Source organism: Martelella sp. UBA3392, from assembly GCF_002358775.1.
GTDB classification, from domain to species: Bacteria; Pseudomonadota; Alphaproteobacteria; order Rhizobiales; family Rhizobiaceae; genus Martelella; species Martelella mediterranea.
This window is the reverse complement of sequence record NZ_DEPM01000190.1, coordinates 1-25,678: the sequence shown is the minus strand read 5'-3', so window position 1 is coordinate 25,678 and position 25,678 is coordinate 1. Positions and strand designations below refer to the sequence as shown.

General features: G+C 62.5%; 23 protein-coding genes and 1 pseudogene. 12 read left to right on the top strand and 12 right to left on the bottom strand.

The window, feature by feature from the left end; translation table 11 throughout:
• The 4 genes from B4E36_RS14695 to B4E36_RS14680 form a co-directional block, all read left to right on the top strand.
• Nucleotides 1-213 (top strand): hypothetical protein (locus B4E36_RS14695; protein ID WP_345900511.1); only part of this gene is annotated, 213 nt, incomplete at its 5' end.
• A gap of 112 nt (nt 214-325) precedes the next feature.
• The gene (locus B4E36_RS14690) at nt 326-1,564 is read left to right on the top strand and encodes a DUF3419 family protein (RefSeq protein ID WP_292055100.1); all 1,239 of its coding nucleotides are present in this window, start codon (nt 326-328) and stop codon (nt 1,562-1,564) included.
• Nucleotides 1,557-2,198: a class I SAM-dependent methyltransferase gene (locus tag B4E36_RS14685; protein WP_292055099.1), complete on the top strand. Its 642-nt coding sequence runs from the start codon at nt 1,557-1,559 to the stop codon at nt 2,196-2,198. Before B4E36_RS14690 ends, B4E36_RS14685 begins: the two co-directional genes overlap by 8 nt.
• A 102-nt stretch (nt 2,199-2,300) precedes the next feature.
• A complete protein-coding gene (locus B4E36_RS14680; RefSeq protein WP_292055098.1) occupies nt 2,301-3,494 on the top strand; it encodes a lytic murein transglycosylase in 1,194 nt (397 codons plus the stop codon).
• A 181-nt stretch (nt 3,495-3,675) separates the two neighbouring features.
• Here B4E36_RS14680 and prfB read toward each other — a convergent pair.
• The 3 genes from prfB to B4E36_RS14665 form a co-directional block, all read right to left on the bottom strand.
• A protein-coding gene (gene prfB / locus B4E36_RS14675; RefSeq protein ID WP_155122099.1) for a peptide chain release factor 2 occupies nt 3,676-4,804 on the bottom strand; the annotation gives its coding sequence in 2 pieces (ribosomal slippage) (nt 3,676-4,734 and nt 4,736-4,804; 1,128 coding nt in all).
• 79 nt (nt 4,805-4,883) lie between these two features.
• Nucleotides 4,884-7,334, bottom strand: coding sequence for a penicillin-binding protein 1A (locus B4E36_RS14670; protein ID WP_292055106.1), 2,451 nt, complete (start codon nt 7,332-7,334; stop codon nt 4,884-4,886).
• Nucleotides 7,335-7,572: 238 nt separating this feature from the next.
• Nucleotides 7,573-8,763, bottom strand: a complete 1,191-nt coding sequence (locus tag B4E36_RS14665; RefSeq protein ID WP_345900510.1) for an N-acetylmuramoyl-L-alanine amidase — start codon at nt 8,761-8,763, stop codon at nt 7,573-7,575.
• Nucleotides 8,764-9,478: 715 nt separating this feature from the next.
• Between B4E36_RS14665 and B4E36_RS14660 the strand changes: the two genes are divergently transcribed.
• Nucleotides 9,479-12,553 (top strand): Rne/Rng family ribonuclease, encoded by a 3,075-nt coding sequence (locus B4E36_RS14660; RefSeq protein WP_345900509.1) that lies wholly within the window; start codon nt 9,479-9,481, stop codon nt 12,551-12,553.
• 347 nt (nt 12,554-12,900) lie between these two features.
• Here the strand turns inward: B4E36_RS14660 and B4E36_RS14655 are convergent, their stop codons facing one another.
• The gene (locus B4E36_RS14655; RefSeq protein WP_292055096.1) at nt 12,901-14,055 is read right to left on the bottom strand and encodes a pyridoxal phosphate-dependent aminotransferase; all 1,155 of its coding nucleotides are present in this window, start codon (nt 14,053-14,055) and stop codon (nt 12,901-12,903) included.
• A gap of 211 nt (nt 14,056-14,266) precedes the next feature.
• Here B4E36_RS14655 and B4E36_RS14650 point away from each other — a divergent pair, with 211 nt between their 5' ends.
• The 5 genes from B4E36_RS14650 to aat all read left to right on the top strand — a co-directional run bounded on the left by B4E36_RS14650 (nt 14,267) and on the right by aat (nt 18,142).
• The gene (locus B4E36_RS14650) at nt 14,267-15,115 is read left to right on the top strand and encodes a DsbA family protein (RefSeq protein ID WP_292055095.1); all 849 of its coding nucleotides are present in this window, start codon (nt 14,267-14,269) and stop codon (nt 15,113-15,115) included.
• Nucleotides 15,116-15,222: 107 nt separating this feature from the next.
• Nucleotides 15,223-15,660, top strand: coding sequence for a type II 3-dehydroquinate dehydratase (gene aroQ / locus B4E36_RS14645; protein WP_292055094.1), 438 nt, complete (start codon nt 15,223-15,225; stop codon nt 15,658-15,660).
• A 22-nt stretch (nt 15,661-15,682) separates the two neighbouring features.
• The gene (accB, locus tag B4E36_RS14640) at nt 15,683-16,159 is read left to right on the top strand and encodes an acetyl-CoA carboxylase biotin carboxyl carrier protein (RefSeq protein WP_230720907.1); all 477 of its coding nucleotides are present in this window, start codon (nt 15,683-15,685) and stop codon (nt 16,157-16,159) included.
• A 15-nt stretch (nt 16,160-16,174) separates the two neighbouring features.
• Nucleotides 16,175-17,521: an acetyl-CoA carboxylase biotin carboxylase subunit gene (gene accC, locus B4E36_RS14635; RefSeq protein ID WP_292055093.1), complete on the top strand. Its 1,347-nt coding sequence runs from the start codon at nt 16,175-16,177 to the stop codon at nt 17,519-17,521.
• Between the two features lie 3 nt (nt 17,522-17,524).
• Complete coding sequence (aat, locus tag B4E36_RS14630) at nt 17,525-18,142, top strand: leucyl/phenylalanyl-tRNA--protein transferase (protein WP_292055092.1); 618 nt, start codon at nt 17,525-17,527, stop codon at nt 18,140-18,142.
• Between the two features lie 7 nt (nt 18,143-18,149).
• Here aat and B4E36_RS14625 read toward each other — a convergent pair whose 3' ends face one another.
• The 5 genes from B4E36_RS14625 to gatB all read right to left on the bottom strand — a co-directional run bounded on the left by B4E36_RS14625 (nt 18,150) and on the right by gatB (nt 21,699).
• Nucleotides 18,150-18,560, bottom strand: a complete 411-nt coding sequence (locus B4E36_RS14625; protein WP_292055105.1) for a DUF2155 domain-containing protein — start codon at nt 18,558-18,560, stop codon at nt 18,150-18,152.
• A 105-nt stretch (nt 18,561-18,665) separates the two neighbouring features.
• Nucleotides 18,666-19,064, bottom strand: coding sequence for an NADH:ubiquinone oxidoreductase subunit NDUFA12 (locus tag B4E36_RS14620; RefSeq protein ID WP_018063635.1), 399 nt, complete (start codon nt 19,062-19,064; stop codon nt 18,666-18,668).
• Nucleotides 19,065-19,207: 143 nt separating this feature from the next.
• Nucleotides 19,208-19,696, bottom strand: coding sequence for a GNAT family N-acetyltransferase (locus B4E36_RS14615; RefSeq protein WP_292055091.1), 489 nt, complete (start codon nt 19,694-19,696; stop codon nt 19,208-19,210).
• The gene (locus B4E36_RS14610; protein ID WP_292055090.1) at nt 19,689-20,192 is read right to left on the bottom strand and encodes a GNAT family N-acetyltransferase; all 504 of its coding nucleotides are present in this window, start codon (nt 20,190-20,192) and stop codon (nt 19,689-19,691) included. The genes B4E36_RS14615 and B4E36_RS14610 overlap by 8 nt, the downstream gene beginning before the upstream one ends.
• Nucleotides 20,193-20,196: 4 nt before the next feature.
• Entirely contained in the window at nt 20,197-21,699 is a 1,503-nt protein-coding gene (gatB, locus tag B4E36_RS14605) for an Asp-tRNA(Asn)/Glu-tRNA(Gln) amidotransferase subunit GatB (protein WP_292055104.1), read from the bottom strand.
• 303 nt (nt 21,700-22,002) lie between these two features.
• Here gatB and B4E36_RS14600 point away from each other — a divergent pair, with 303 nt between their 5' ends.
• Entirely contained in the window at nt 22,003-22,260 is a 258-nt protein-coding gene (locus B4E36_RS14600; protein ID WP_292055088.1) for a YjhX family toxin, read from the top strand.
• Nucleotides 22,261-22,411: 151 nt separating this feature from the next.
• Complete coding sequence (locus B4E36_RS14595; RefSeq protein ID WP_345900508.1) at nt 22,412-23,842, top strand: DUF1254 domain-containing protein; 1,431 nt, start codon at nt 22,412-22,414, stop codon at nt 23,840-23,842.
• Nucleotides 23,843-23,921: 79 nt separating this feature from the next.
• Here the strand turns inward: B4E36_RS14595 and B4E36_RS14590 are convergent, their stop codons facing one another.
• From B4E36_RS14590 to B4E36_RS14580, 3 genes and pseudogenes are all read right to left on the bottom strand, one after another.
• Entirely contained in the window at nt 23,922-24,194 is a 273-nt protein-coding gene (locus tag B4E36_RS14590) for a hypothetical protein (RefSeq protein ID WP_292055086.1), read from the bottom strand.
• 9 nt (nt 24,195-24,203) lie between these two features.
• A complete protein-coding gene (locus B4E36_RS14585) occupies nt 24,204-24,980 on the bottom strand; it encodes an EAL domain-containing protein (RefSeq protein ID WP_292055085.1) in 777 nt (258 codons plus the stop codon).
• A 116-nt stretch (nt 24,981-25,096) separates the two neighbouring features.
• Nucleotides 25,097-25,678: pseudogene (locus tag B4E36_RS14580) on the bottom strand (phosphoglycerate dehydrogenase); the annotation flags it as partial.

Below are 25,678 nucleotides of genomic sequence, written 5' to 3'. Positions count from 1 at the left end.
TCGACCGCCAATCTCGAAACGGCGGAGATGCTCGCTGTCGCTCATCTGGCGGCGAGCGTTTCGGCACTTCTGCTCTACGCCGCCTTCGCGCGGCCGGTCCTTGCCCGGCTCAACCAGCGCCAGTATGCCGCCCGGCGCGAGCGCGTCGCCCGGCTGCTGCGGTCCGGCCTGCCGCGGGTCTCCGCCCGCTTCCGCAACAAGGACGCGGCCTGAAGCGCCTGGTTGTGGATCAGCAGCTTATCGTCATCAAAGCGTAGCACAACGGCGCTAGCCCTGCTCGAAGACGCGGCGCGTGAAAGCCCGCGCGCGACAGAGGGCGAAAACGATGAGTGCAGTCGAATACGGCAGAGGCAAAACCGGGCGGCTCAAATCGGCGCTGCTGCAACACAAGGCGTTCAGCCGGGAAGGCCTTTCGGAACGGCTGTTCGGCCTGCTGTTTTCCGGCCTCGTCTATCCGCAGATCTGGGAAGACCCGGATGTCGACATCGCAGCGATGGAACTCGGTCCGGGTCATCGCGTCGTCACGATCGGCTCGGGCGGCTGCAATGTGCTCGCCTATCTCAGCCGGGGCCCCGAACATATCGACGTGGTCGATCTCAATACCCACCACATCGCGCTCAACCGGCTGAAGCTCGCCGCCTTCCAGCACCTGCCCGATCATGCCGGCGTGCTTCGGCTATTCGGCAATGGCGAGAAGGGCAGCGCGCGCGACTACGAGACCCACATCGCGCCGCACCTCGATGCCGAAACGCGGTGCTACTGGGAAGGCCGCGACGGCCTTGGCCGCAAGCGCATTTCGGTGTTCGAGCGCAATATCTACCGCACCGGCCTGCTCGGCCAGTTCATCGGCGCCGGTCATCTGGTCGCCCGCCTTCACGGCGTCGATATCACCGAACTGACGCAGGCGCGATCCATGCGCGAACAGCGCCGATTCTTCGACGAGCGCATCGCGCCGCTGTTCGACAAGCCGCTGATCCGCTGGACGACGGCGCGGAAATCATCGCTGTTCGGCCTCGGCATTCCTCCGCGGCAATATGAGGAACTGGCGAAATCGAGCGAGACCGGCACGCTCGCCCCGGTGCTGCGGCAAAGGCTGGAAAAGCTCGCCTGCCAGTTTCCGCTCCACGAGAACTACTTCGCCTGGCAGGCCTTTGCCCGGCGTTATCCGGACGACGGCCCGATGCCGACCTATCTGCAGGCTGAGGCGTTCCCGGCCATCCGCGCCAATGCCGAGCGCGCAACGGTCCATCATGCGAACTTCACCGAACTGCTCGCCGGAAAGCCGGCCGAAAGCGTGGACCGCTATGTCCTGCTTGATGCGCAGGACTGGATGAACGACCAGCAGATCAACGCGCTGTGGAGCGAAATCACCCGGACCGCGCGAGACGGCGCGCGCGTCATCTTCCGCACCGCCGGCGAGAATAGCATCATCGAAGGCCGGCTCGGCGCGGAAATCGACGGGCAATGGACCTATCTCGCGCAGACTTCCAGGGAGCTCGGCATGCTCGACCGGTCGGCGATCTACGGCGGCTTCCACATCTACGAGAAAATGCGGAATGGCTGACGCCACGGCGCGCGACCACGCCGCGACCATGGACGCGATGTATCGCTATCAGCGACATGTCTACGACCTCACCCGGAAATACTATCTCTTCGGCCGCGACCGGCTGATCGCCGATCTCAATTGCGCGCCGCACGACAAGGTGCTGGAAATCGCCTGCGGAACCGGTCGCAATCTCGTCAGCATTGCAAAGCGCTACCCCGGCGCGAAGCTTTACGGTCTCGATATATCGGAGCAGATGCTGGTTTCCGCCCGCGCAAAATTCTCGAAGTCCGAAAACCCGCCGGCTTTCGTCGCCGCCGATGCCTGCGACTTCGCGCCGGCCACCTTTGGCGAGACCGGCTTCGATCGCATCGTCATATCCTATGCCCTGTCGATGATCCCCGACTGGCAGCAGGCTGTGAAGGTTGCAAGACGCGCCCTCAATCCGGGGGGCTCGCTCCACATCGTCGACTTCGGCCAGCAGGAGGGGTTGCCGGCCTGGTTTCGCGCAGGTCTCCAGGCCTGGCTCGCAAAATTTCACGTGACGCCGCGCGCCGATATGATTGCGGTGCTTGAGGCCGAGGCGATCGACGCCGAACTCCGGTTCGAAACCATCGGGCGAGGCTACGCCTGGCACGCCATCCTTCGCGCATAAGCAACAATTTCATGTTTTTAATGAAAGCTTAGGTGGTCTAGGTTAGCGTGCGAACCGATTTGACGGGTCCTATGCGGGCCGAAAGTTTCTGAGGAGACGTCCATGCTTTCAAAATCGATCCGGGCGGTTGTCGTTGCCGCCGGTCTGACATCACTTTTCGCCGGCCCCGTCGCCGCCCAGCAATGCGGCGGCGATTTCGGCAGCTTCCTGAGCGGGGTCAAGGCCGAGGCCGTGCAGCGCGGACTGTCGCCGCAGGCAGCCGACGCCGTTCTTTCGGGCGCCTCGGTTAACAAGACCGTTTTGAGCCGCGACCGCGCGCAAGGCGTCTTCAAGCAGACCTTCCTCGAATTTTCGCAGCGTACCGCCAGCAATGCGCGCCTGCAGACCGGCAAGAAGAAGATGCAGCAATATGCCAGCACCTTTGACCGCGCCCGGCGCGAATTCGGCGTGCCCGCCGGCGTGCTGACCGCCTTCTGGGCGATGGAGACCGATTTCGGCGCGGTTCAGGGCGATTTCAACACCCGCGACGCGCTGGTAACGCTTTCCTATGACTGCCGCCGTCCGGAAATCTTCCGTCCGCAGCTGATCGCGCTGATCGAGATGACACAGCACGGCGATTTCGATCCGGCGACCGAAACCGGTGCCTGGGCCGGCGAACTCGGCCAGGTGCAGATGCTGCCGGAAGATATCATCCGCTTCGGCGTCGATGGCGATGGCGATGGCCATGTGCGCGTCAAGAAGAGCTCCCCCGACGCGCTTCTGACCGCCGCGAACTATATCCGCAGCCTCGGCTGGCGTCCCGGCGAACCCTGGATCCAGGAAGTGGTGCTGCCGCAGAGCCTGCCCTGGGACAAGACCGGCTTCGGGGGCGGTCTGACCGCCGGCCAGTGGTTCAAGCTCGGCGTTCAGCCGCGCGACGGCAATACCCGCTTTGCAAACCTGCCCGCCGCCCTGCTGATGCCGCAGGGACGCTTCGGCCCCTCCTTCCTCGCCTACCCGAACTTCAACGTCTATCTGGAGTGGAACCAGTCGTTCATCTACACCACCTCGGTCGCCTTCTTCGCGACCCGGTTCGAGGGCGCGCAGGCCTACGACAAGGGCAATCCCGAGCAGGGTCTTTCCGATGGCCAGATGAAGCAGCTCCAGCAGATCCTGGCTTCCAAGGGCTATGATGTCGGCAAGATCGACGGCATTCTCGGCGCCGGCACCCGCGATGCGGTGCGCAACGTTCAGCTTCAGCTCGGCCAACCCGCCGATGGCTGGCCAACCCCTTCGCTGCTGAACGCGATCCGGTAGGCCGCGCGGCCTTACTGAAACAAGCCCATGAAAAAGCCGCTCCGGACATCCGGGGCGGCTTTGTTTTATTGACCAAGTGCACAGAGCACGCGCACATCTGGCTGGTCCGGGATCCTCCCCGCTATCAAGCTCTCCCTTTCAGGGGGAGATGATTGGCGGCTGAGACTGAGCCCGCTCCCGGTCAGTCGATATCCTCGACGCCTTCGCTGTTGCCCTCGATGCGATTGGCGAGCGCTGCCTCCATGAACGGCGTCAGCGCGCCGTCGAGAACGTCGGACGGCGACGTGCTTTCAACGCCGGTGCGCAGGTCCTTGACGAGCTGATAGGGCTGCAGCACGTAAGAACGGATCTGGTGGCCCCAGCCGATATCGGTCTTGGAGGCTGCTTCCTGGTTGGCCGCGTCCTCGCGCTTCTGCAGTTCCGCCTCGTAAAGGCGGGCGCGCAGCATGTCCCACGCCTTGGCGCGGTTCTTGTGCTGGGAGCGTTCCTGCTGGCACTGGACCACGATGCCGCTCGGAATATGGGTGATGCGCACCGCCGAGTCCGTGGTGTTGACGTGCTGCCCGCCGGCGCCGGACGAACGATAGGTATCGATCCGGCAATCGCTCTCGTTGATATCGATCTCGATCGAATCATCGACCACGGGATAGACCCAGACGGAAGAAAACGAGGTGTGTCGCCGCGCATTGCTGTCATAGGGTGAAATTCGCACCAGCCGATGCACGCCGGATTCCGTCTTCAGCCAGCCATAGGCATTGTGGCCCTTGACCTGGATGGTCGCGGACTTGATGCCGGCCTCTTCCCCGTCATGGACTTCCAGCACCTCGACCTTGTAGCCCTGCCGCTCGGCCCAGCGGGTATACATGCGCAAAAGCATGTTGGCCCAGTCCTGGCTTTCCGTGCCGCCCGCGCCCGAATGGACTTCGAGATAGGTGTCGTTGCCGTCGGCCTCGCCGGAAAGCATGGCCTCCACCTGGCGGCGCTCGACATCGGCGAGCATCTTGCGCAGGCCTTCCTCGGCGTCGCGAACGACGGCCTCGTCGCCCTCTTCCTCGCCAAGTTCGATCAGTTCGATATTGTCTGAAAGTTCGTCCTCGACCCGGCGGACGGCGGAAATGCCATCCTCCAGAAGCTGGCGCTCGCGCATCAGCTTCTGGGCCTCGGCAGCGTCATTCCAGATATTCGGGTCTTCAGCCTTGTTGTTCAGCCAGTCCAGCCGTTTGATTGCCTGATCCCAGTCAAAGATGCCTCCTCAGCAGGCCAACACCCTGCTTGATATCGTCGACAATGCCTTCGATTTCCGCGCGCATGATACTCTCTGTCGTTCCTGAAAATCCGTTTGGCCGGTGAATAAGCGGGCGGCGGGCGGATGTAAACCCCGCCGCCACCTCAATAGAGGCCGCTGGAGCCGGTCGAGATCGCCTTTTGCGCCTGCGGGGATTCGCGCAGGATCTGCTCGGGCGACTTGTAGCTGCTCATGTCAATCACGTCGAAGGCTTCCGCCGGGCCTGAGCCGGGCTTGAACGCCTCCATGATGACATTGGGGCCGGAGCCGGATGCGCGCATGCCGGTGGAGCGATTGACCGCGATATTGGTCATGCCTTCCGGCTCGATGAAGTTTTCCTTCGGCAGCGTCTTCAGCGCATTGGTCATGAATTCGTTGAAGATCGGCGCCGCAAGCCCGCCGCCCGTGCCATGACGGCCAAGCGTGGCCGGCTGGTCGAAGCCGATATAGAGGCCGGCCACGAGGTTGGGCGTGAAGCCGACGAACCAGGCATCCTTCTCGTCATTGGTGGTGCCGGTCTTGCCGGCGACCGGGCGGTCGAGCTTGACCGCGCTTGCCGCCGTTCCGCGCTGGACCACGCCCTCCATCATCGAGGTGATCTGGTAGGAGGTCATCGGGTCCAGCACCTGCTGGCGGGCGTCGATCAGGATAGGTTCGCCCTGGCCGCTCCAGACCGGCGCGTTGCAGTTTTCACATTCGCGCTCCTCATGCTTGAAGATGGTCTTGCCGTAGCGGTCCTGAATACGGTCGATCAGCGTCGGGTTGACCTGCTTGCCGCCATTGGCGATCACCGCATAGGCCGAGACCAGCCGCATCACCGTGGTCTCGCCGGAGCCGAGCGACATGGCGAGCACCGGGTCCATGTGGTCATAGATCCCGAACCGTTCGGCATAATCGGCGACCGTATCCATGCCGAGGTCGTTGGCGAGACGCACCGTCATCAGGTTCTTCGATTTCTCGATGCCGGTGCGCAGCGTCTGCGGACCGGAGAAGTCGCCGGAATAGTTCTGCGGCTTCCAGATCTCGCCGCCCGATTCGAACTCCACCGGCGCGTCCATGACCACGGAGGCCGGCGTATAGCCATTGTCGAGCGCGGCGGCGTAGACGAACGGCTTGAACGAGGAACCCGGCTGGCGCATCGCCTGGGTGGCGCGGTTGAACTGGCTCTTGGAGAAGGAGAAGCCACCGACCATGGCGAGCACGCGGCCCGTTTCCGGGTCCATGGCCACGAGGCCGCCCTGCACCTTCGGCACCTGGCGGAGGCGGTAATTATTGCCCTCGCCCGTCGGCTGAACGTAGACGACGTCGCCCGGCGACAGCACGCCTTCCGGGCTGGTGGCGTTCTTCTTGCCCTTTTCGAGGAAGCGATAGGCCCATTTCATGTCGGCGGCGGGGATGAAACCGGTATCGCGCGCATCGGCAACCCGGCCGGCGGCATCGAGCGGCGGACGCAGGCCGATCTCGGCGCCGTCGGCGCTGACGTTCAACACAACCGCGATCTGCCAGTCCCGCACGTCCCAGAGCGGCGTCATCTTCGCCAGCGCCGGGCCCCAGTCCTCGGCGGTCGAGATCTGGTCGATCGGGCCGCGATAACCGGCGGCCTCGTCATAGCGGATCAGCCCGTCACGCAGCGCCTGCTGCGCATAAAGCTGCATCTGCGGGTCGAGCGAGGTGCGCACCGACAGGCCGCCCTCGTAAAGCATCTCCTCGCCATACTCATCCTTCAGCTCGCGACGCACGGCCTCGGCGAAATACTCGTCGCCGACAACGGGCTGGTTCTGGTAGCCGGAAACCACGCCGAGCGGCTCGGCGCGGGCGAGATCGGCTTCCGCGGCGGTAATGTAGCCGTTTTCCTCCATCCGACTGATCACCCAGTTGCGGCGCTCGATCGCGGCATCGGGATGGCGGTAGGGATCGTAGTTGGCCGGACCCTTCAGAACAGCCGCGAGATAGGCGCTTTCGGCAATCGTCAGGTCGGAGACCGGCTTGTCGAAATAGGTCAGCGCCGCGTCGGCGATGCCGAAGGCGTTGCGGCCGTAATAGACCTCGTTCAGATAGAGTTCGAGGATCGTGTCCTTCGAATAGGCCTGTTCGATGCGGAAAGAGAGGATCGCCTCCTTGACCTTGCGCTCATAGGTCTGGTCCGAGGACAGAAGGAAGTTCTTGGCGACCTGCTGCGTGATGGTCGAGGCGCCGACGGGGCGACGGCCGGTGCCCATATTCTTCACGTTGGTGAACACAGCGCGGGCCAGGCCGACGACATCGATGCCGGGATGGGTGTAGAAATTCTTGTCTTCCGCCGAGAGGAAGGCGCCGCGCACCCGCATCGGAATGGCGTCGATCGGCAGGAACAGGCGCCGCTCATGGGCATATTCGGCCATCAGCTCGCCATTGCCGGCATAGACGCGGGTCGTCACCGGCGGGGTGTACTGCGCAAGCACCTCGTAGTCCGGAAGGTCCTTCGCCACATTGCCGAGATAGACCCCGATGCCGACCGCAACGACCAGGAAAAGCGCGCATGCGATGCCGAAGAGATATCCGATGAACTTGATCACAGTCACGTGTTTTTCATACCTTGTCCTGAACGCGTCGCCGGCGTCGCGGCCTTCGCCGCGCCCCGGATTTCCGGCAGGCTGTGTTGATGCTTTTCCGCATCGCCCTGCCTTCGCCGCCGTCGATTTATCGCAGATATCGCCCGCAGGCCCGAATTAAAATACCCGGCTATCCTTTTTACAATGAATGTGCGCTTTTTGCGACGACAGCTTTGATAAACCTTTCATTATCGCCCGAAGTCTAGGGCATGGCCGATACCATGGGGCTGCGATAGCGCGTCACCGCATCGACCAGCCTGTCGACAAGCTTGTCGCGCCAGACCGGGTCGAGCATGCGCTTCTCATCCTCGGGGTTGGACAGGAATCCGATCTCGAGCAGGATCGACGGGATATCCGGCGCTCTCAGAACCATGAAGCCCGCATAGCGGTGCGGATTGTTGATCAGGCTGATCTGGCCCTCGAACGCGGCCACGACCTGGTCCGCGAGCGAAATCGAAAAGCTCTGGGTCTCGCGCCGCGTCAGATCCAGCAGGATGTCGGTCACCTCCTCCGGCTCGACCGAGGCCTCGATCCCCATGATCTCGTTGGAAAGGTTTTCGCGCTCGGCGAGCGCCGCAGCCAGCCGGTCGGAGGCGCGGTCGGACAGGGTATAGACGGTCGCGCCCGAAATATCGGGCTGGTTGAGCGAATCGGCGTGCAGCGAAATGAACAGGTCCGCGCCATGCTGGCGGGCAAGCTCGACGCGCCTGGTGAGCGACAGATAGATGTCGGCGTCACGGGTCAGATAGGAATCATAGCCGGGCACGGCCTGAAGCTTTTGGGCAAAGGCGCGGGCGAAATCGAGCGTGATGTCCTTTTCCAGCGTTTGACTATCCTCGCCGATCGCGCCGGTGTCGACGCCGCCATGGCCGGCATCGATCGCAACCACGAAACTGTCGTCCTCCTCCGGCGCGGCAACATCCTGCCGGGCAAACGCCGCGGCAGGCGTTTCCTGCCGGCCGGCGAGAAGCTTCTCGAAGAGGGCGCTGTCGGCAATCGCCAGATCGATCACCAGACGGAAGCCGGCATCGCCTTCCTCGCGCACCTCCGCGAGCGTCATCTGGATCGGCTCGCGCGCCGAGAGCACGATGCGCGACTGGCCGGGACCGGTGACGCCGTAGCGGATGTCGCTGATCAGCCCGCGCGCCTCGACCGCGTCATCGGAAAAGCCGAAAGCCGTGGCGGGCAGCGTGATCACCACGCGCGCCGGGTCCTTGAGATAGTGATAGCTGAATTCGGGCTTGCGGTCGAAATCCACCACCAGCCGGGCACGCGCGTCATCGCCGACAAGCAGGGCGTTGTAGGCGATCAGCGGCGCGGCCGCTTCCTCGTCGGAAGCACGCGCCGAAACGGACGGCGAAAGCGCGCATGCCAAGGCGAGAACGACAAACAAAGGTCGAAGGACCAACATCGTCAATCGTGCAAAAACAAGGCTTTGCCGCCTTCCCCTCATGCCACCTCTCATAGGTCTTTCCGCGCGAGCCTGCTTTCGCCTCGAAGGCCTCCCGTTTAAGGCCAGAGGCATGGCAAAAACGTGACGCTTTGCGAAACATATCAGCCTTCGCCACAACCTTGCGTCGTAATAAAGCAGATTCGACAATTTCTCAAATATTACCGTGGATTGGATTTTTCTTGCTATTGCATCAACGAATACATACTAATGTGGCTCAGGTGGACATTTATGACGGGACAATTGCGCGCAAGGGCAGCCGGTCTTACCACGATTGGCGCCATATGAAGCGATTGAGCGTCCGCCGTCGTTCCACTCACCGGACAGTATATCTTGGCCGGCATACGCTACTCACAACAGCGTTGCGGCGTAAGGGTCAATGCTTCCCGGGCTTTCCCGGAAGCGATTTCATCGCCCCGAAATCGGGGTTAGGCAATGTTTGTTTCGACTGGCTATATATGAGAACGAAGCGTCAAATTCTTCCATCGGCCCGCGCCCCCTTCGTGGGCGCCGGACTGATTCGAGAAGTAGTCGCCCGCGTTTCGTTGCGACGGTCGGACATTATTTCATCCGGCGTTTCCGCTGGCGACCATTTCCGGACAAGGGCATCGACCCGTTCCGAAGCCGCCAGCCATGCGCGCCGAGGAGCTCATCTTAAATGGCAGATAAAATGCTTATCGACGCGTCTCACGAAGAAGAGACACGCGTCGTTGTCGTTCGCGGAAATCGTATAGAGGAGTTCGATTTCGAATCGCAGCACAAGAAACAGCTGCGCGGCAATATTTACCTTGCAAAGGTCACGCGGGTGGAGCCCTCTCTCCAGGCCGCCTTTGTCGATTATGGCGGCAACCGCCACGGCTTCCTCGCCTTCTCGGAAATTCATCCCGACTACTATCAGATTCCGCTCGCCGATCGTGAAGCGCTGCTGAGGGAAGTCTCCGACAGCGATGACGACGACGATACCGACAGCGCGCTGTCGCAGCCGTCGGAGGCCTCCGAAAAGGCCGCCGCCGAGGACGAAACCAAGCCGAAGCCGCGCACCCGCCGTGGCCGCGCCAAAACCTCCAAGGCCAAGACTGACGACGCCAAGGCCCAGGACGCAAAGTCAGAGGACGCAAAGGCCGAAGAAGCCAAGCCGCAGGACGCCAAACCGGACGAAAGCGCTGAACCCAAGGCGGAAGCGACCGCCGACAGCGACACCGCTGAAAAGGCCGATGCGGCGGAAGCCGAGGCCAAGACGGCGGACGCCGATGCGACAACCGCCGAGACCGACGACGAGGCCGCCAAGAAGCCGAAGCCGCGCCGTCGCCGCAAGCCCGCCGCCAAGAAGGAAGCCAAGGCCAGCGAGGAGGCCGAAAAGCCTGCGGATGCGGCCAATGAAGGCTCGTCCAATGACGCCGCCCCTGAAGACGGCCCGTCCGATGACGGCTCCTCCAACGACGACTCTTCCAAAGATGGCAAGGGCCCGACGCATATGGCGGCCGAGGTCGATGCCGACACGGTTTCCGAAGACGTGGACGATGACGACGACAGCGTCGAATCCGTCGGCGCCGAGGACGCCATGGAGGAAGTGCCGGAATACAACCACCGCAAGGCGCGCAAGCAGTATCGCATCCAGGAAGTCATCAAGCGCCGCCAGATCCTGCTGGTGCAGGTTGCCAAGGAAGAACGCGGCAACAAGGGCGCGGCTCTGACCACCTATCTGTCGCTCGCCGGCCGCTATTCGGTGCTGATGCCGAACACCGCGCGCGGCGGCGGCATTTCCCGCAAGATCACCAATCCGGCCGACCGCAAGCGCCTGAAGGATGTTGCCAAGGATCTCGAAGTGCCGCAGGGCATGGGCGTGATCCTGCGCACCGCCGGCGCCAACCGCACCAAAGCCGAGGTCAAGCGCGACTTCGAATATCTGATGCGGCTTTGGGAAAACGTGCGCACCAAGACGCTGACATCGACCGCGCCCTGCCTCGTCTATGAGGAAGGCAGCCTGATCAAGCGCTCGATCCGCGATCTCTACAACAAGGATATCAGCGAGATCATCGTCTCCGGCGAAAACGGCTATCGTGAAGCGAAAGACTTCATGAAGATGCTGATGCCGAGCCACGCCAAGGTGGTGCAGCGCTATCGCGACGTACATCCGATCTTCTCGCGCTCCGGCATCGAAGCCCAGCTCGACCGCATGCTGCAGCCGCAGGTGACGCTGAAATCCGGCGGCTACCTGATCATCAACCAGACCGAGGCGCTGGTCGCCGTCGACGTCAACTCCGGCCGCTCCACCCGCGAGCACTCGATCGAGGACACCGCGCTTCAGACGAACCTCGAGGCCGCGGAAGAAGTGGCGCGCCAGCTTCGCCTGCGTGACCTTGCCGGCCTGGTCGTCATCGACTTCATCGACATGGAAGAAAAGCGCAACAACCGCGCCGTCGAGAAGAAGCTGAAGGATTGCCTGAAACACGATCGCGCCCGCATCCAGGTCGGCCGCATCTCGCATTTCGGCCTTCTGGAAATGTCGCGCCAGCGCATCCGCGCCTCGGTGCTGGAATCCACGACCCAGGTCTGCAGCCATTGCGGCGGCACCGGCCACGTGCTTTCGCAGTCGTCCGTCGGGCTCCATGTGCTGCGCGGGGTCGAGGAATATCTGCTGAAGAACACCACGCACAACATCACCGTGCGGACCACGCCCGAGAACGCGCTCTACCTGCTCAACCAGAAGCGCAACACGATCGTGGACTACGAAGCCCGTTTCGGCGTCGAGATCATTATCAAGGCCGATGCGACGCTGACGACCAGCCATTTCGAGATCGATCGCGGCGAGCCCGTGGAGACGCCGGTCAAGATCGAGACGCTGCTCGACTTCCCTGACGAGCCGGAAGACGACATCGTCGAGGAGATCGACGAAACAGAAGATGACGACCAGCCCGAGGCAAGCAAGCCCGAGGCAAGCGCCGACGAGGACAATGGCCGCTCGCGCCGCAAGCGCCGCCGCCGCCGCGGCCGCAACGGCCAGCAGAACGACGAAGGCGACAACGAACAGACCGCTGAGGCGGGCGACGATGACAATCAGTCATCGGCCAGCGACGACGGCGACCAGGGTTCCGACAAGCCGCGCCGCAAGCGCCGCCGCGGCAAGCGTGGCGGACGTCGCAATCGCAGCGACGAGAACGCGCCGCAGACGGCCGAGGACAACAACGCCGATACGTCGGCCGAGAACCAGTCTGACGCCGAAGCGGATGATGCGGACAATCGCCAGCCGACTAAAGAGGTCGCTTCCGAAGCGGTAGCCTCCGAGACGGTCAGCGATGCACCGGCCGCAGAGGCCGATACTCCCGCCGATCAGCCGTCCGAAGTCACCGAGGACGAGGCCATGGCCGAGATCGAAGGCCGCAAGCCGCGCCGCCGCCGCAAGCCCAAGCGCGCCGAGAGCGAAGCGCCGGCTGAACAGGCAGACGCGGAAACGGCCAAGGAAGCCGTCGAGCAATCTCCTGCCGAGCCGGCCGGGGAAACCGAGGTCGAGGAAGATGCAACTGTCGAAGCCGTCGCGGATCTCGATGACGAGACGGCGGCTGCACCGGTCGCGGAAGACGTGGCTGCGGAGGACGCTCCCAAGCGCGCCAACCGCGCTTCCAACGTGACCCACTCCTCGCCCGTGGTCACCTCCGGCGGCTCGAAGGCCGAAAACGACGACGAGGAAGCCAAGCCGAAACGCGGCTGGTGGAACCGCCGCGGCTTCTTCTGAGCCGGTTGATATGAATGAACGAAAGGCCGCCGTTTGCGCAAAACGGCGGCCTCATTTTTCTGACCAAGGCGCGGCTTCCGAGTTTGCGATCCTCGCTCACTCCACCCACAGGGGTCATGCTCGGGCTTGACCCAAGCATCCATACTGCACAAGCCATTGATAAAATGGTATTTTAGTTCTGCGCGATCCGGCCTGGATCCTCGGGTCAAGCCCGAGGATGACACAGGATAGGCCGCCGGACTTGTAAAAACAAAGGCCGCCGTTCGCTTAAGACGGCGGCCCTTTCGTTTGTCTCATGGTCGGCAACGCGAAATTGACCGCAAAAGCCTATTGCGGAGTGGCCCCCCTCACCCCGGCAGCCAGTTGCCAATCCGCTCCACCGCCTCGGCAATCTCCGCCTCGGTGCCCGCGTAGGAGAGCCGCAGAAAACGCCCGCCATTTTCCGGATCGAAATCGACGCCGGGCGTGACCGCGACATTGGCCTCGTGCAGGATCTGCCGGGCGAAGGAGAGGCTGTCATTGGTGTAGCGCGAGACATCGACATAGGCGTAGAACGCGCCGTCCATCGGCGAGGCGACAGGAAGGCCGATCGCCGGCAGCGCGCGGGTCAGGAAATTGCGGTTGTTGCGGTAGATATCGCAATAGCCGTCGAGCTGCTTTCGCTCGGAAAGAGCCGCCTCCGCGGCAATCTGGGACAGGTCGGGCGCGCAGATGTAGATGTTCTGCGTCAATTGCTCGAACACCCGCACCAGTTTTTCCGGCAGCACCATCCAGCCGATCCGCCACCCGGTCATGCAGTAATATTTCGAGAAGGAATTGATCACCACCGCCTCGTCGGTGAAGGAAAGCGCGCTTGCCTCCTCGCCCGAAAACACCAGGCCGTGGTAGATCTCGTCGGAGATGAAGGCGGTGCCACGATCATGGCACCAGTCGGCAAGCCGCTTCAGCGCGGCGCGACCGGTGACCGTGCCGGTCGGGTTTGCCGGGCTTGCGAGCAGCACGCCGGCAAGCGTAACGCCGTGGGCCTTCTCCGCCGCCTCCAGCGCCTCGGGCGTCAGCGTGAAGTCGTGTTCGGCATTGGCGTCCACTTCGACCACCTTGAGGTCGAGCGCCTTGAGGATGTTGCGGTAGGCAGGGTAGCCGGGCCTTGCGATCGCGACAGCATCGCCGGCATCGAAAAGCGCCAGAAATGCGAGATTGAAGCCGGCCGACGACCCGGTGGTGACGGCGATGCGGGCCGGGTCGATTGCGATGCCCATGCGGGCGCGGTAATCCTCGGCAATCGCCGTCCGCAGGCTTTCTCGGCCAAAGGCGTCGGTATAGCCGAGATGGCCGTGCTCCAGCGCCGCGCGCGCCGCCGCGAGCGCCGCGTCGGGGGCCGGATGCGAGGGCTGACCGACGGCCATGGAGATCACCGGCCGGCCGGCCTTCTTCAGCCGGTTGGCCTCGGCCAGAACGTCCATGGCCAGGAATGAATCGATGTCGCTGCGCTTCGACGGCATGCCGTTTCCTCTTTCAGATGATCCGGTTCCGGGATGAACCAATAACCCCGCCCCCGCAATGCCGCAGCGCAAAAAAACGGGATTTTGATCGGATGGGCGGCAGAATTGATCCCGTCGCTATGGACAACGCCGCCATTTGCGCACAATTGGTTTTTAAGAGCGATCCGGGCCCGAAGCGCGCGGGGCCGCGCACAACCAAGGACTGTTTCGCATGTCGGCCCGGCCGGGCGAGACGATGATGCCTGAAGGGGAGAACATGTCTTCAAAGGGACTGACACTGGCGGTGACCGCTATTTTTGCGACGGCGATCGCATCGGCGGCGGCCACGACGGCAGCGATCTACCATTTCGCCCCGCAGAACACGGAAACGGCGGCGGCCGCGCCGGCACAGGCAGATTTCGGCGAGCGGGTTCATGATTATCTCATGAGCAACCCGGAGGTGCTGCTCGACGTGCAGGTGGCGCTGCAGCGCAAGCAGGCGGATGAGCAGCAGGCCCAGGCTTCCCAGGTGATCGCCCAGAATCAGGACAAGCTCTATCTGCCGGCCTATGACAGCGTGATGGGCAATCCGGACGGCGCGATCACCGTCGTCGAGTTCTTCGACTATAATTGCGGCTATTGCCGCCGCGCGCTTGACGATATGGACGCGATCATCGCCACCAATGACGATGTCCGCTTCGTGCTCAAGGAAATTCCCGTGCTCGGTCCGGAATCCGAAGCCACCCAGCGCATCTCCTACGCTTTCTTCAAGGCCGCGCCCGAGAAGTACGAGGAATTCCACCGCGCGCTGATGGGCTCCGGCTCGCGCGCGACCGAGGCGACCGCCCGCGCCGTGGCGGCCTCTCTCGGCGTCAACGATCAGGCGATCGACCAGGCCATGCAGGAATACCCGGCGGAAGAGGCTCTTCAGGAGCATTTCGGCCTTGCCGGCGCGCTCGGCGTCTCCGGCACCCCCTCCTATATTGTCGGCGATGTGATGCTGCCGGGCGCGGTCGGCGCCGACCGCCTGCAGCAGACCATCGACAATATCCGCGACTGCGGCAAGGGCGTGTGTTCTTGACTATTTTTGGCTGAACAAGCTTAACCACATCCCGGCAACGGTGTGTCTTGGGGCTTTTCCTGTAAGGCTTGAACGTCTATAGGAGAAGGCGAAACCGGAATTGATGCATGACACGCGCGATCTTCGTCCTCAACGGACCAAATCTCAATCTGCTGGGCCAGCGCGAGCCCGGCATTTACGGCGACATGTCGCTCGCAGCGATTGAGAATGAATGCCGCAAACTCGGCGAGGAACTCGGTTTTTCGATAGACTTCCTGCAGTCCAATCATGAGGGCGTGCTTGTCGACTGGCTTCACGAGGCCAATGAGAAGGCGGCCGGCGTCGCCATCAATCCCGGTGCCTACGGGCATACATCCATTGCGCTTCACGACGCGATCCGCGCCATTGCCGTGCCGGTCGTGGAGCTCCATATCTCCAACATTCATGCCCGCGAGGCGTTTCGCCACAAGAGCATGATATCGCCTGCGGTGAAGGGGGTTATCTGTGGCTTCGGACAAGATAGCTACCTTCTGGCGATACGCGCTCTCAAAACCCTCGCGGAATAACAAGAACAAAGGAAAACATCCCATGGCAGAACAGAAGAAGGCTGTTGACGCGAAGCTCGTGCGTGAACTGGCGGTCATCCTCAACGATACCGAACTGACGGAAATCGAGGTCGAGCAGGAGGGCATGCGCATCCGCGTCGCGCGTGAAGTCATGGCCGCTCCGCAGCAGATGATGCACTACGCCCCTGCCCCGTCCGCCGCTCCGGCTGCGCCAGTGCCTTCCGCTGCCGCAGAGCCGGCCGCCGCTGTTGCCGCGCCCAAGCATGATGATGCCGTCAAGGCGCCAATGGTCGGCACGGTCTATCTCGCGCCCGCGCCCGGCGCCCGCCCCTTCATCGAAGTCGGCGCCAACGTCAAGGAAGGCCAGACGCTGCTGATCATCGAAGCCATGAAGACGATGAACCAGATCCCCGCGCCCAAGAGCGGCAAGATTGTGCAAATCCTCGTCGATGACGCCCAGCCGGTCGAGTTCGACGAAGCGCTCGTCGTCATCGAATAACGGGTGGCAGAGCTCATGTTTTCCAAGATCCTGATCGCCAACCGAGGCGAAATCGCGCTTCGCGTCCTGCGCGCCTGCAAGGAGCTCGGCATCGCGACCGTTGCCGTGCACTCCACGGCCGACGCCGACGCCATGCATGTGCGCCTTGCCGACGAGAGCGTGTGCATCGGCCCGCCCTCCTCGCGCGAAAGCTATCTCAACATTCACCAGATCGTCGCCGCCTGCGAGATCACCGGCGCGGACGCCGTGCATCCGGGCTATGGCTTCCTCTCCGAGAACGCCAAGTTCGCCGAAATACTCGAGGCCCACGGCATCACCTTCATCGGCCCCACCAGCGAACATATCCGCATGATGGGCGACAAGATCACCGCGAAAACCACCGCGGAAGATCTCGGTATCCCGGTCGTTCCGGGCTCCGCCGGTTCTGTCGACACCGATGACGACGCCTTCCGCACGGCCGAAGAGATCGGCTATCCGGTGCTGATCAAGGCGACCGCCGGCGGCGGCGGGCGCGGCATGAAGCTCGCGCGCTCGAAGGACGACCTGATCGAGGCCTATCGCACCGCGCGCGGGGAAGCAGGCGCCGCTTTCGGCAATGATTCCGTCTACATGGAAAAATACCTCGACAAGCCGCGCCATATCGAAGTGCAGGTGTTTGGCGATGGCGAGGGCGATGCCGTCCATCTCGGCGAACGCGACTGCTCGCTGCAGCGCCGCCACCAGAAGGTCTGGGAAGAGGCCAATTCGCCGGCGCTCAACGTCGAGCAGCGCATGAAGATCGGCGAAATCTGCGCCGACGCCATGCGCAAGATGAAATATCGCGGCGCCGGCACGGTCGAGTTCCTCTATGAAAACGGCGAGTTCTACTTCATCGAGATGAACACCCGCCTGCAGGTCGAGCACCCGATCACCGAGGCCATTACCGGCATCGACCTCGTGCACGAGCAGATCCGGGTCGCCGCAGGCGCCGGGCTTTCGGTCAGCCAGAAGGACATCACCTTTTCCGGCCACGCGATCGAATGCCGCATCAATGCGGAAAACGCCGCGACCTTCCGGCCGTCGCCGGGCACGATCACGCATTTTCATGCGCCGGGCGGGCTTGGCGTGCGCATCGATTCCGGCGTCTATCAGGGCTACAAGATCCCGCCCTATTACGACAGTCTGATCGGCAAGCTGATCGTTCACGGCCGCACCCGCGTGGAATGCATGATGCGGCTGAAGCGGGCGCTCGATGAGTTCGTCGTCGACGGGATCGACACGACGCTGCCGCTTTTTCAGGATTTGATCGCAAACCAGGATATCGCCAACGGCGATTATGATATCCACTGGCTGGAACACTATCTGGAAAACAAGCCGAAGTAGCTCATGGAAAGAGGCAGCGCAAAAGGCAGCGGCATAACCCCGGAACTGCTTTTGAATGCTTACAGCATCGGCCTCTTCCCCATGTCCGAATCGGCCGAGGATACCGAGCTGTTCTGGGTCGAGCCGGAAGTCCGCGGGATTATCCCGCTGGATGGCCTGCATATTTCGCACAGCCTGCGCAAGCAATTGCGCAGGTCCCCTTACGAAATCCGCTTCAACCATGATTTCGACAGCGTGATGGCGGCCTGCGCCATGCCCGCGCCGGATCGCCCGCAAACCTGGATCAACGCCGAAATCCGCTCGCTCTACAACGCGCTGCACCGCATGGGCCACGCCCATTCCGTGGAGGCTTACGAGGACGGCGAACTGGTCGGCGGGCTTTACGGCGTATCGCTGAGGGCCGCGTTTTTCGGCGAGAGCATGTTCTCGCGCCGGCCGAACGCCTCGAAAATTTGCCTCGTGCATCTGGTCGAGCGGCTCAGGGCCAACCGGTTCCAGCTCCTCGACACGCAGTTCACCACCGATCATCTGAAGACGATGGGCGCGATCGATATCTCAAAGGATCTGTACATGACGCTTCTGAACGCGGCGCTTGTGTGGCCGGATCAGCCATTCCCGTGAGGCGCATTCAGGGCGCGGGCACGTCTGCGCTCGCCACGCAATCCGTCAGCCAGACGTCATAGATCGGGTCTTCCACGGCGTTGAGCGCCGGCGAATCGGCGAACATCCAGCCCGAGAAGATGCGGCTGACATCGTTCTGCAGCGACACCTTGTCGACCTGCACGAAGGCATCGATACGCTGCTCCTCGGTATCGTCTCGCGAATAGCAGACCCGCGGCGTCACCTGCAGGCGGCCAAACTGCACGGTCTCGCCGACATAGGCGTCGAAGGTGTAGGTGCGGCCGGTAATCTTGTCGATGCCGCCGAACACGGCGACCGGGTTTTCAACGCGGGCGGCAAGTGCGGGCGTCGCCGCCGCGAGCGCTGCCGCGACGAGGCCGAATGTCGCGGCCGTCTTTCCAAAACCCGATTGACGCATCATTCATCCTTCTCATGCAGAAAACGCGGCAGATGCCGCGCTTGTCTCATTCTCAATGTCGCACAGCACCCGATTCGATACCGTCCAAATGCGGCAGAAACGTAGTCAGCCGCCCGGCGTCCAGGCGTCGTAGTCGCCGGTGACGCGGTCGCGCTCGCCCTGAACGGCAAGCGAGCCCTTGGGGCGATAGGCGTAGGCCGTGCCGGTCTGGTTGGGATTATGCGGCTTTTCCCATTCGCGCGGCTTGTAGCCCTGCTCCGTCGGCGGCGTATCGATGCGGTGGTGCATCCAGCCGTGCCAGCCGGGCGGAATCGAGGAGGCATCGGCATAGCCCTTGTAGATCACCCAGCGGCGCTTCAGGCCATAGGTGGACATGCCGCCTTCATAATAGATGTTGCCGAACTCGTCCTCGCCGACCTTCTTGCCGAAGCGGCGCGTGAACACATCCGTACCGATGGTCGATCCGTTCCACCAGGTGAACATCTTGGTCAGAAAGCCAGCCATTTTCTTTCCTTCGTCCGGCCGTGCGGCCCGTTTGCATTGTCAGGCGCGTCGGGTTTTCGAAAAACCGGCAACCACTTTTTCGCCCGACGCTCTCATCCGTGTATGGCGCTTCAGGCCGCTCTTGTCCAGAGCGACGAGACGTCTCAGGCGCCGTGAAGCTTCATTTTGAAACCGAGATGCGACTGGCGAAAACCGAGCCGCTCATAGAAGCGGTGCGCGTCTTCTCGCGCCGCGTTGGACATCAGCTGCACCAGACGACAGCCCTCGATCCGGGCCTCGTCGATCGCGGTTTCGATCATCCTCGCCCCGATGCCGCGCCCGCGCCAATCGGGATGGGTCTGCACCGCCTCGATCGTCAGCGACGCGCCGCCCCTGCCCGTCAGCGTGCGGATATAGGTGGTCTGGAACGTGCCGACGATGATATCGTCAAGCTCCGCCACATAAAGCGTGTTGCTGGCCGAGGCCTTGATTGCCTCGAAGGCGTCGCGGTAATCGTCATAGGCTTCATCCGAGGTGGTGTCACCATGGCCGCCGAGCGTGTCGGCGGCGAAGATCGAGATCAGCACCGGCAGGTCGTCAAGCCGCGCCTCGCGAATGACGAGATTTTCCAGATCAGCCGTCCGTTCAGACATTGGCAAGGTCCTTTTCCATGCGGATGGCCGGGATGCCGGAATTGGGCGCGCCGCATTCATTGTGGCGTCCGACCTCGCGCATGCCATGCGCCTCGTAAAAGCGGATCGCCGGCGCGTTCTGCGGAACCACCTCCAGCGCAAGCCGCTTCGCATTCGGAAAGCAGGTTTCGATCTCGGCAAAAAGCTGCTCGCCGATGCCCTGGCGCTGAAACCCGGGCAGCACGTAAAGCTGGCTGAGATTGACGATCTCGGCATTATCCTTGTCGGGTGCCGCAAAGGCCATGCCGCCGATCATGGTGCCGCTGTCGGCAACCAGGAACTCGCCATGCGGCCGGCGCAGCCGACGCAGCATCGCCTCGGGAGACAACCAGCTATTGACGATCGTCTCGACCTTTTCGGGCCCGAGAATCTCGTCATAGGTGACATGCCAGGTCTCGGCCAGCAGGCTGCACACCGCCGGAATATCCGCCTCCATTGCCGTGCGGACAAAGAACATCGGCTTACTCCGTGACGCCCAGCTTTTCCTTGACCAGCGCCTGCACGGCCTGCGGATTAGCCTTGCCCTGCGAGGCCTTCATCACCTGGCCGACAAACCAGCCGGCAAGCGAGGGCTTGGCCTTCACCTTTTCGGCCTGTTCCGGGTTGGCAGCGATGATCTCGTCGACGATCTTCTCGATCGCACCGGTATCCGTCACCTGCTTCATGCCGCGCTCTTCAACGATCTGCTTCGGGTCGCCGCCCTCGTTCCAGACGATCTCGAACAGGTCCTTGGCGATCTTGCCGGAAATCACGCCTTCCTTCAGCAGGTCGAGAATGGCGCCGAGCTGTTCGGGCGAGACCGGAGTCTCGTCAATGCCCTTGCTCGCCTTGTTGAGCGCGCCGAGCAGATCGTTGATCACCCAGTTCGCCGCGGCCTTGGCGTCACGGCCCTCGGCCAGCTTCTCGTAATAGTCGGACACCGCCTTGTCGGAGACCAGAACGGAGGCGTCATAGACCGACAGGCCGAGCTTTTCGACGAAACGGGCCTTCTTGTCATCGGGCAATTCCGGCAGGTCCTTCGCCAGTTCCGCGATGAAGGCATCGTCGAATTCGAGCGGCAGCAGGTCCGGGTCGGGGAAATAGCGGTAGTCATGCGCGTCTTCCTTGGAGCGCATCGAGCGGGTCTCGCCCTTGACCGGATCGAACAGGCGTGTCTCCTGATCGATCGCGCCGCCGTCCTCCAGAATGTCGATCTGACGGCGGGCCTCGCTCTCGATCGCCTGGCCGACGAAGCGGATCGAGTTGACGTTCTTGATCTCGCAGCGCGTACCGAATTCACCGCCCGGCTTGCGCACGGAGACGTTCACATCGGCGCGCAACGAACCCTCGTCCATATTGCCGTCGCAGGTGCCGAGATAGCGCACGATGGTGCGTAGCTTGGTGACATAGGCCTTGGCCTCGTCGGCCGAGCGCAGGTCCGGCTTGGAGACGATCTCCATCAGCGCCACGCCCGAACGGTTCAGGTCGACGAAGGAGAACGAGGGATGCTGGTCATGCATCAGCTTGCCGGCGTCCTGCTCCAGATGCAGGCGCTCGATGCCTATCTCGATATCCTCGAAATTGCCTTGTTTGTCCGGCCCGAGCGAGATCGTGATCGTGCCCTCGCCGACGATCGGGTCCTTGTACTGGGAAATCTGGTAGCCCTGCGGCAGGTCGGGATAGAAATAGTTCTTGCGGTCGAAGATCGAGCGCTTGTTGATCTTGGCCTTGAGGCCGAGACCGGTGCGCACGGCCTGTTTCACGCATTCCTCGTTGATGACGGGCAGCATGCCGGGCATGGCCGCATCCACCAGCGAGACATTGGCGTTGGGCGCCTTGCCGAATGTGGTGGACGAGCCGGAGAACAGCTTCGCATTGCTGGTGACCTGCGCATGCACCTCAAGACCGATAATGACTTCCCAATCACCGGTGGCGCCGGGGATCAGGCGTTTGGGATCGGGCGTGCGGGTATCGACAATGGTCATGGTCAGCTCATCGTTCATTCACGGGATATCGTTGGTGAGGTAGAGCAAAGTGGTGCAAGACGCAAGCGATTGGGTGGGCCGCAGCCCTTCAAAACCTTGACCTTCGGCCGCGGTGAGATTATCTCGTGTCGGTCAACACGGAGTGTTTATGTCTAACCGTCAGGAATCCCGGTAAGGGCCCTGCCCGCTCTGCCCCTTCGGGCATGATGCGCGCAGCGGTCGAAAACGAGGAGCCCCGCAAGGCAAGTGCCTGCGGGAAACGTTTTCACGCGCCCTCAAGGCGCTCATCCGGAATTGACGACCATGGACATCTCGCGCGATGAACAGCGCATTCTACACCTGCTCGCCCAGGGCGGCAGGATCGAACTCATCAAAACCGAAAACCGGAAGATCGAGCGGGTCGACTGCTACACCCGCGAGGGCTGGCGCTATGCCGGCCTCGATCTGACCCTGTTCCGCAAGCTGAAGGCCAAGCGGGCGATCCGCTCGCGCGGCGGCAGGCCCTACCAGATCACCGCAAGGGGACTGGAACTGGTGCGCAGCCAGCCGGACAACCGGTAAACAAGGGGCGCGGCGCTTCAATGCCGCCGCGCCTTTGCACCCGTAGAACGTGGTCTGCGTCAACCTGCCGCGCCCCCCGAGCTCTTACACGTCATAAAATCTCTTCAACTTATACGCTAACGCGCGTATCACAACTTAGAGGAGATACCCAATGAAACTAAAACCAGTTGCCATTGCCGCGCTCAGTCTCGCGGTGACGTTTTCGCCGGTGGTCAACAGCCCCGTATTTGCCCAGACCCAGGTCGAGGCCAAAAGCCCGCTGACCGAGGAACAGGCCAAAGCCATCGTCTATTCGATCTATGTCATGGCCTATCCGATGGTGCTGATGGATCTCAGCACGGCAATCTCCACCAATGTCGCCGAGCCGGGGGGCGTGAGTGCGCCGATCAACCAGTTCGCCAATCTGTCGGCCTTTCCCGATGCCTCCTTCGATACCGTCGTCCGGCCCAATGCCAACACGCTCTATTCCTCGCTTACCTATGATGTTTCGAAGGAGCCGCTGATCGTTTCGGTCCCGGCCTCGAAGGGGCGTTACTACCTCTTCCAGATGATGGACGAATGGACCGAGGTCTATGCCTCCCCCGGAAGCCGGACCACTGGCGATGACGCCTATGCTTTCGCGATCGTCGGTCCCGGCTGGCAGGGAACACTGCCGGACGGCGTCAGGGCGTATCAGAGCCCGACGGCCAATGGCTGGATGCTCGGACGCATCGAAACCAGGGGGAAGGACGATTACGACGCCGTCCATGCCTTCCAGAAAGACCTGAAGTCCGTGCCGCTCAGCGCCTGGGGCACCGACTATGTTGCGCCGAAGGGCACGGTCAACGCCGCGCAGGACATGACCTCCCCGGTCACCCAGATCGAAAAACTCGACGGCGCGGCCTTCTTTCAGCGCTTCGCCGAACTGATGAAGAAAAACCCGCCCCACGCCAATGATGAATCCGCCGTCGACCTGATGCGCCAGATCGGGCTGGTGCCCGGTGAAAGCTACAACCCGTCGAAACAGCCGCAGGTGGTTCAGGACGCCGTTGCGTCGGCGCCCGCCAAGGTTCTGCCCTTCATCCAGAACACCTGGGTGAAGTCCGGCGAACTCGTCAACGGCTGGCGGATCAATCTGACCGGGATCGGCAGCTACGGCTCCGACTACATGCATCGCGCAGGCGTCGCCTTTGGCGGGCTCGGCGCCAACAAGCCGGTCGATGCGGTCTACCCCAGCGCCTTCGTGGACGCCGATGGCAATCCGTTCGACAGTTCCAACAACTATGTCCTGCATTTTGACAAGGGAGAGACCCCGCCGGCGCGCGCCTTCTGGTCGGTCACGCTCTACAATCAGGATCAGTTCTTCGCGAAGAACCCGATCGACCGCTACACGCTCGGCAGCAACGACCCGCTCAAGAAAAACCCCGACGGCTCGATCGATATCTACATCCAGCGCGAATCGCCCGGCAAGGACAAGGAAGCCAACTGGCTGCCAGCGCCCGAGAGCGGGCATTTCAGCCTGACAATGCGCCTCTACTGGCCGGAGCTCGCTGTGCTGAGCGGCGCGTGGAGCCCGCCGGCGGTCGAGCTTGCAAATAATTGAGTGCGACTAGAAAGGGCCACGCTTTTTCGAAAGGCGCGGCCCTTTCTTTACCCTGGAATGACTCGGGCGGGCGTCGCGATCAGGCCCCGGAAATCTCCGCCCGCAGCGCCGCGCACTCCTCCGCAAGGCTCCCCGTCGCAACCGGCTTTCCCGCACGCCGGTACCAATAGCCGGCATTGCCGTCATCGCCTTCGATCCGGTGGCAGAGCGCGTGGGCGGCATCAAACAGGCTTTCGCCCTCATGCCCCTGGCAAAGCTCATGGGTCTCCTCCCATGCTGAGCCCATCGTGAAGCCGGCAGCCGAAAGCTGCTCCAGCGCCTGATCGAGCGCGTTCAGCGCGGATGTCTGCATGATCCTCTCCTAGTCATGTAAAGGCGCGGTTCGGCCGCGCCCGTTGATTTCCTCCGGCGTCGCGAGCCGTTCGAACAGCGGCCGGCAGAGATGATAGCCCTGCACCAGCCCGGCCCCGAGACCCGTAAGAGTATCCAGTTCCGCCGCGGTCTCAACCCCCTCGCAGATCACCTCGACAGACATTTCGCCCGCCAAGGCCAGCATGTGACGAACAATCCTCTGGCGCGAGCGGCTGCTGTCGATGCCGCGCACCAGCGCCATATCCAGCTTCAGGATCGACGGCGTGACGTCGGCCAGGAGCGACAGTCCCGAATGGCCGGCGCCGAAATCATCGATCGCGGTGCTGAAGCCGAGTTCCTCATAGACCGTGAGGATCGCGTTAAGCCGATCGGTGTCGATCTGTTCGCCCTCGGTAAACTCGAAAATCAGCCGCTCGGCGGGCACTCCGCAGCGACGGCTGGCGGACAGGGTGAGCCGGATGCAGGCCCGCGGCTCATAGATCGCGCGCGGCATGAAGTTGATCGAGAGCCGCGCCCCTGTCTCCACAAGCCCGAGCTTGCCGGCCAGTTCGATCGCCTTGACGCGGCAGCGCTGGTCGAAGGCGTAGAGATTTTTCTGGTTCACCTTGCTCAGGACGGAGGCAGCCCCCTCGCCGGCAGTGCCGCGCACCAGCGCCTCATAGGCGAAAATCGAGCCGTCGCGGAGATCGATGATCGGCTGAAATGCCATGGAAAAGTCAAATGCCAGGGCCTCGCCATCTCGGCAGCCGATACAGGTTTCAGGCATTCATACTCTCTTCGGTTGACGCGTTCGCGGATAGTTTTTCGTCAATGTAGAGCACTTTCGACACAAAAAAAGCCCGGCCTCCAAAGGAAACCGGGCTGTTTTTTCGGCAACTGCCGTTACTCGACCGCGAATTCCAGCGGCTTCGCCTGCTTGATCGCCGGGTTGGCCAGCAGCTTGTCGAGGACTTCCTGCTTCGGCTCCTCGTCAACGTAGAGCAGCGCGATCGCGTCACCGCCCTGGTTGTCGCGGCCGAGCTGGAAGTTGGCGATGTTGACGCCGGCATCGCCGAGCGTGGAGCCCATGAAGCCGATCATGCCGGGCACGTCGGTATTGGCGATGTAGATCATGTGGCGACCGACATCGGCATCCATGTTGATGCCCTTGATCTGGATGAAGCGCGGCTTGCCATCGGAAAACACCGTGCCGGCGACCGAGCGGGTCTGCTTCTCGGTGGTGATCGTCAGCTTGATATAACCGTCGTAAACGCCTGATTTATCACGCTTTGCTTCCTGCAGGATAATGCCCTTGTCCTTCACCATGATCGGCGCCGAGACCATGTTGACGTCGGCCACGACCGGGCGCAGCAGGCCGGCCAGCATCGCGCTGGTCAGCGCCGTGGTGTTCATGTCGGCAAAGATGCCATCATAGAGAACCTCGACCTGCTTGATCGGGCTTTCGGTCACCTGGCCGGCAAAGCC

Excerpts from the sequence above, each read along its gene's own strand:
- B4E36_RS14650 (WP_292055095.1), top strand. The coding sequence starts at position 14,267 with ATGTCGGCCCGGCCGGGCGAGACGATGATGCCTGAAGGGGAGAACATG.
- aat (WP_292055092.1), top strand. The coding sequence starts at position 17,525 with ATGGAAAGAGGCAGCGCAAAAGGCAGCGGCATAACCCCGGAACTGCTT.
- B4E36_RS14585 (WP_292055085.1), bottom strand. The coding sequence starts at position 24,980 with ATGCCTGAAACCTGTATCGGCTGCCGAGATGGCGAGGCCCTGGCATTT.
- B4E36_RS14625 (WP_292055105.1), bottom strand. The coding sequence starts at position 18,560 with ATGCGTCAATCGGGTTTTGGAAAGACGGCCGCGACATTCGGCCTCGTC.
- B4E36_RS14615 (WP_292055091.1), bottom strand. The coding sequence starts at position 19,696 with ATGTCTGAACGGACGGCTGATCTGGAAAATCTCGTCATTCGCGAGGCG.
- B4E36_RS14655 (WP_292055096.1), bottom strand. The coding sequence starts at position 14,055 with ATGCCGTCGAAGCGCAGCGACATCGATTCATTCCTGGCCATGGACGTT.
- B4E36_RS14595 (WP_345900508.1), top strand. The coding sequence starts at position 22,412 with ATGAAACTAAAACCAGTTGCCATTGCCGCGCTCAGTCTCGCGGTGACG.
- B4E36_RS14620 (WP_018063635.1), bottom strand. The coding sequence starts at position 19,064 with ATGGCTGGCTTTCTGACCAAGATGTTCACCTGGTGGAACGGATCGACC.
- B4E36_RS14590 (WP_292055086.1), bottom strand. The coding sequence starts at position 24,194 with ATGCAGACATCCGCGCTGAACGCGCTCGATCAGGCGCTGGAGCAGCTT.
- B4E36_RS14685 (WP_292055099.1), top strand. The coding sequence starts at position 1,557 with ATGGCTGACGCCACGGCGCGCGACCACGCCGCGACCATGGACGCGATG.
- gatB (WP_292055104.1), bottom strand. The coding sequence starts at position 21,699 with ATGACCATTGTCGATACCCGCACGCCCGATCCCAAACGCCTGATCCCC.
- B4E36_RS14600 (WP_292055088.1), top strand. The coding sequence starts at position 22,003 with ATGGACATCTCGCGCGATGAACAGCGCATTCTACACCTGCTCGCCCAG.
- accB (WP_230720907.1), top strand. The coding sequence starts at position 15,683 with ATGGCAGAACAGAAGAAGGCTGTTGACGCGAAGCTCGTGCGTGAACTG.
- B4E36_RS14660 (WP_345900509.1), top strand. The coding sequence starts at position 9,479 with ATGGCAGATAAAATGCTTATCGACGCGTCTCACGAAGAAGAGACACGC.
- B4E36_RS14680 (WP_292055098.1), top strand. The coding sequence starts at position 2,301 with ATGCTTTCAAAATCGATCCGGGCGGTTGTCGTTGCCGCCGGTCTGACA.
- aroQ (WP_292055094.1), top strand. The coding sequence starts at position 15,223 with ATGACACGCGCGATCTTCGTCCTCAACGGACCAAATCTCAATCTGCTG.
- B4E36_RS14610 (WP_292055090.1), bottom strand. The coding sequence starts at position 20,192 with ATGTTCTTTGTCCGCACGGCAATGGAGGCGGATATTCCGGCGGTGTGC.
- B4E36_RS14690 (WP_292055100.1), top strand. The coding sequence starts at position 326 with ATGAGTGCAGTCGAATACGGCAGAGGCAAAACCGGGCGGCTCAAATCG.
- accC (WP_292055093.1), top strand. The coding sequence starts at position 16,175 with ATGTTTTCCAAGATCCTGATCGCCAACCGAGGCGAAATCGCGCTTCGC.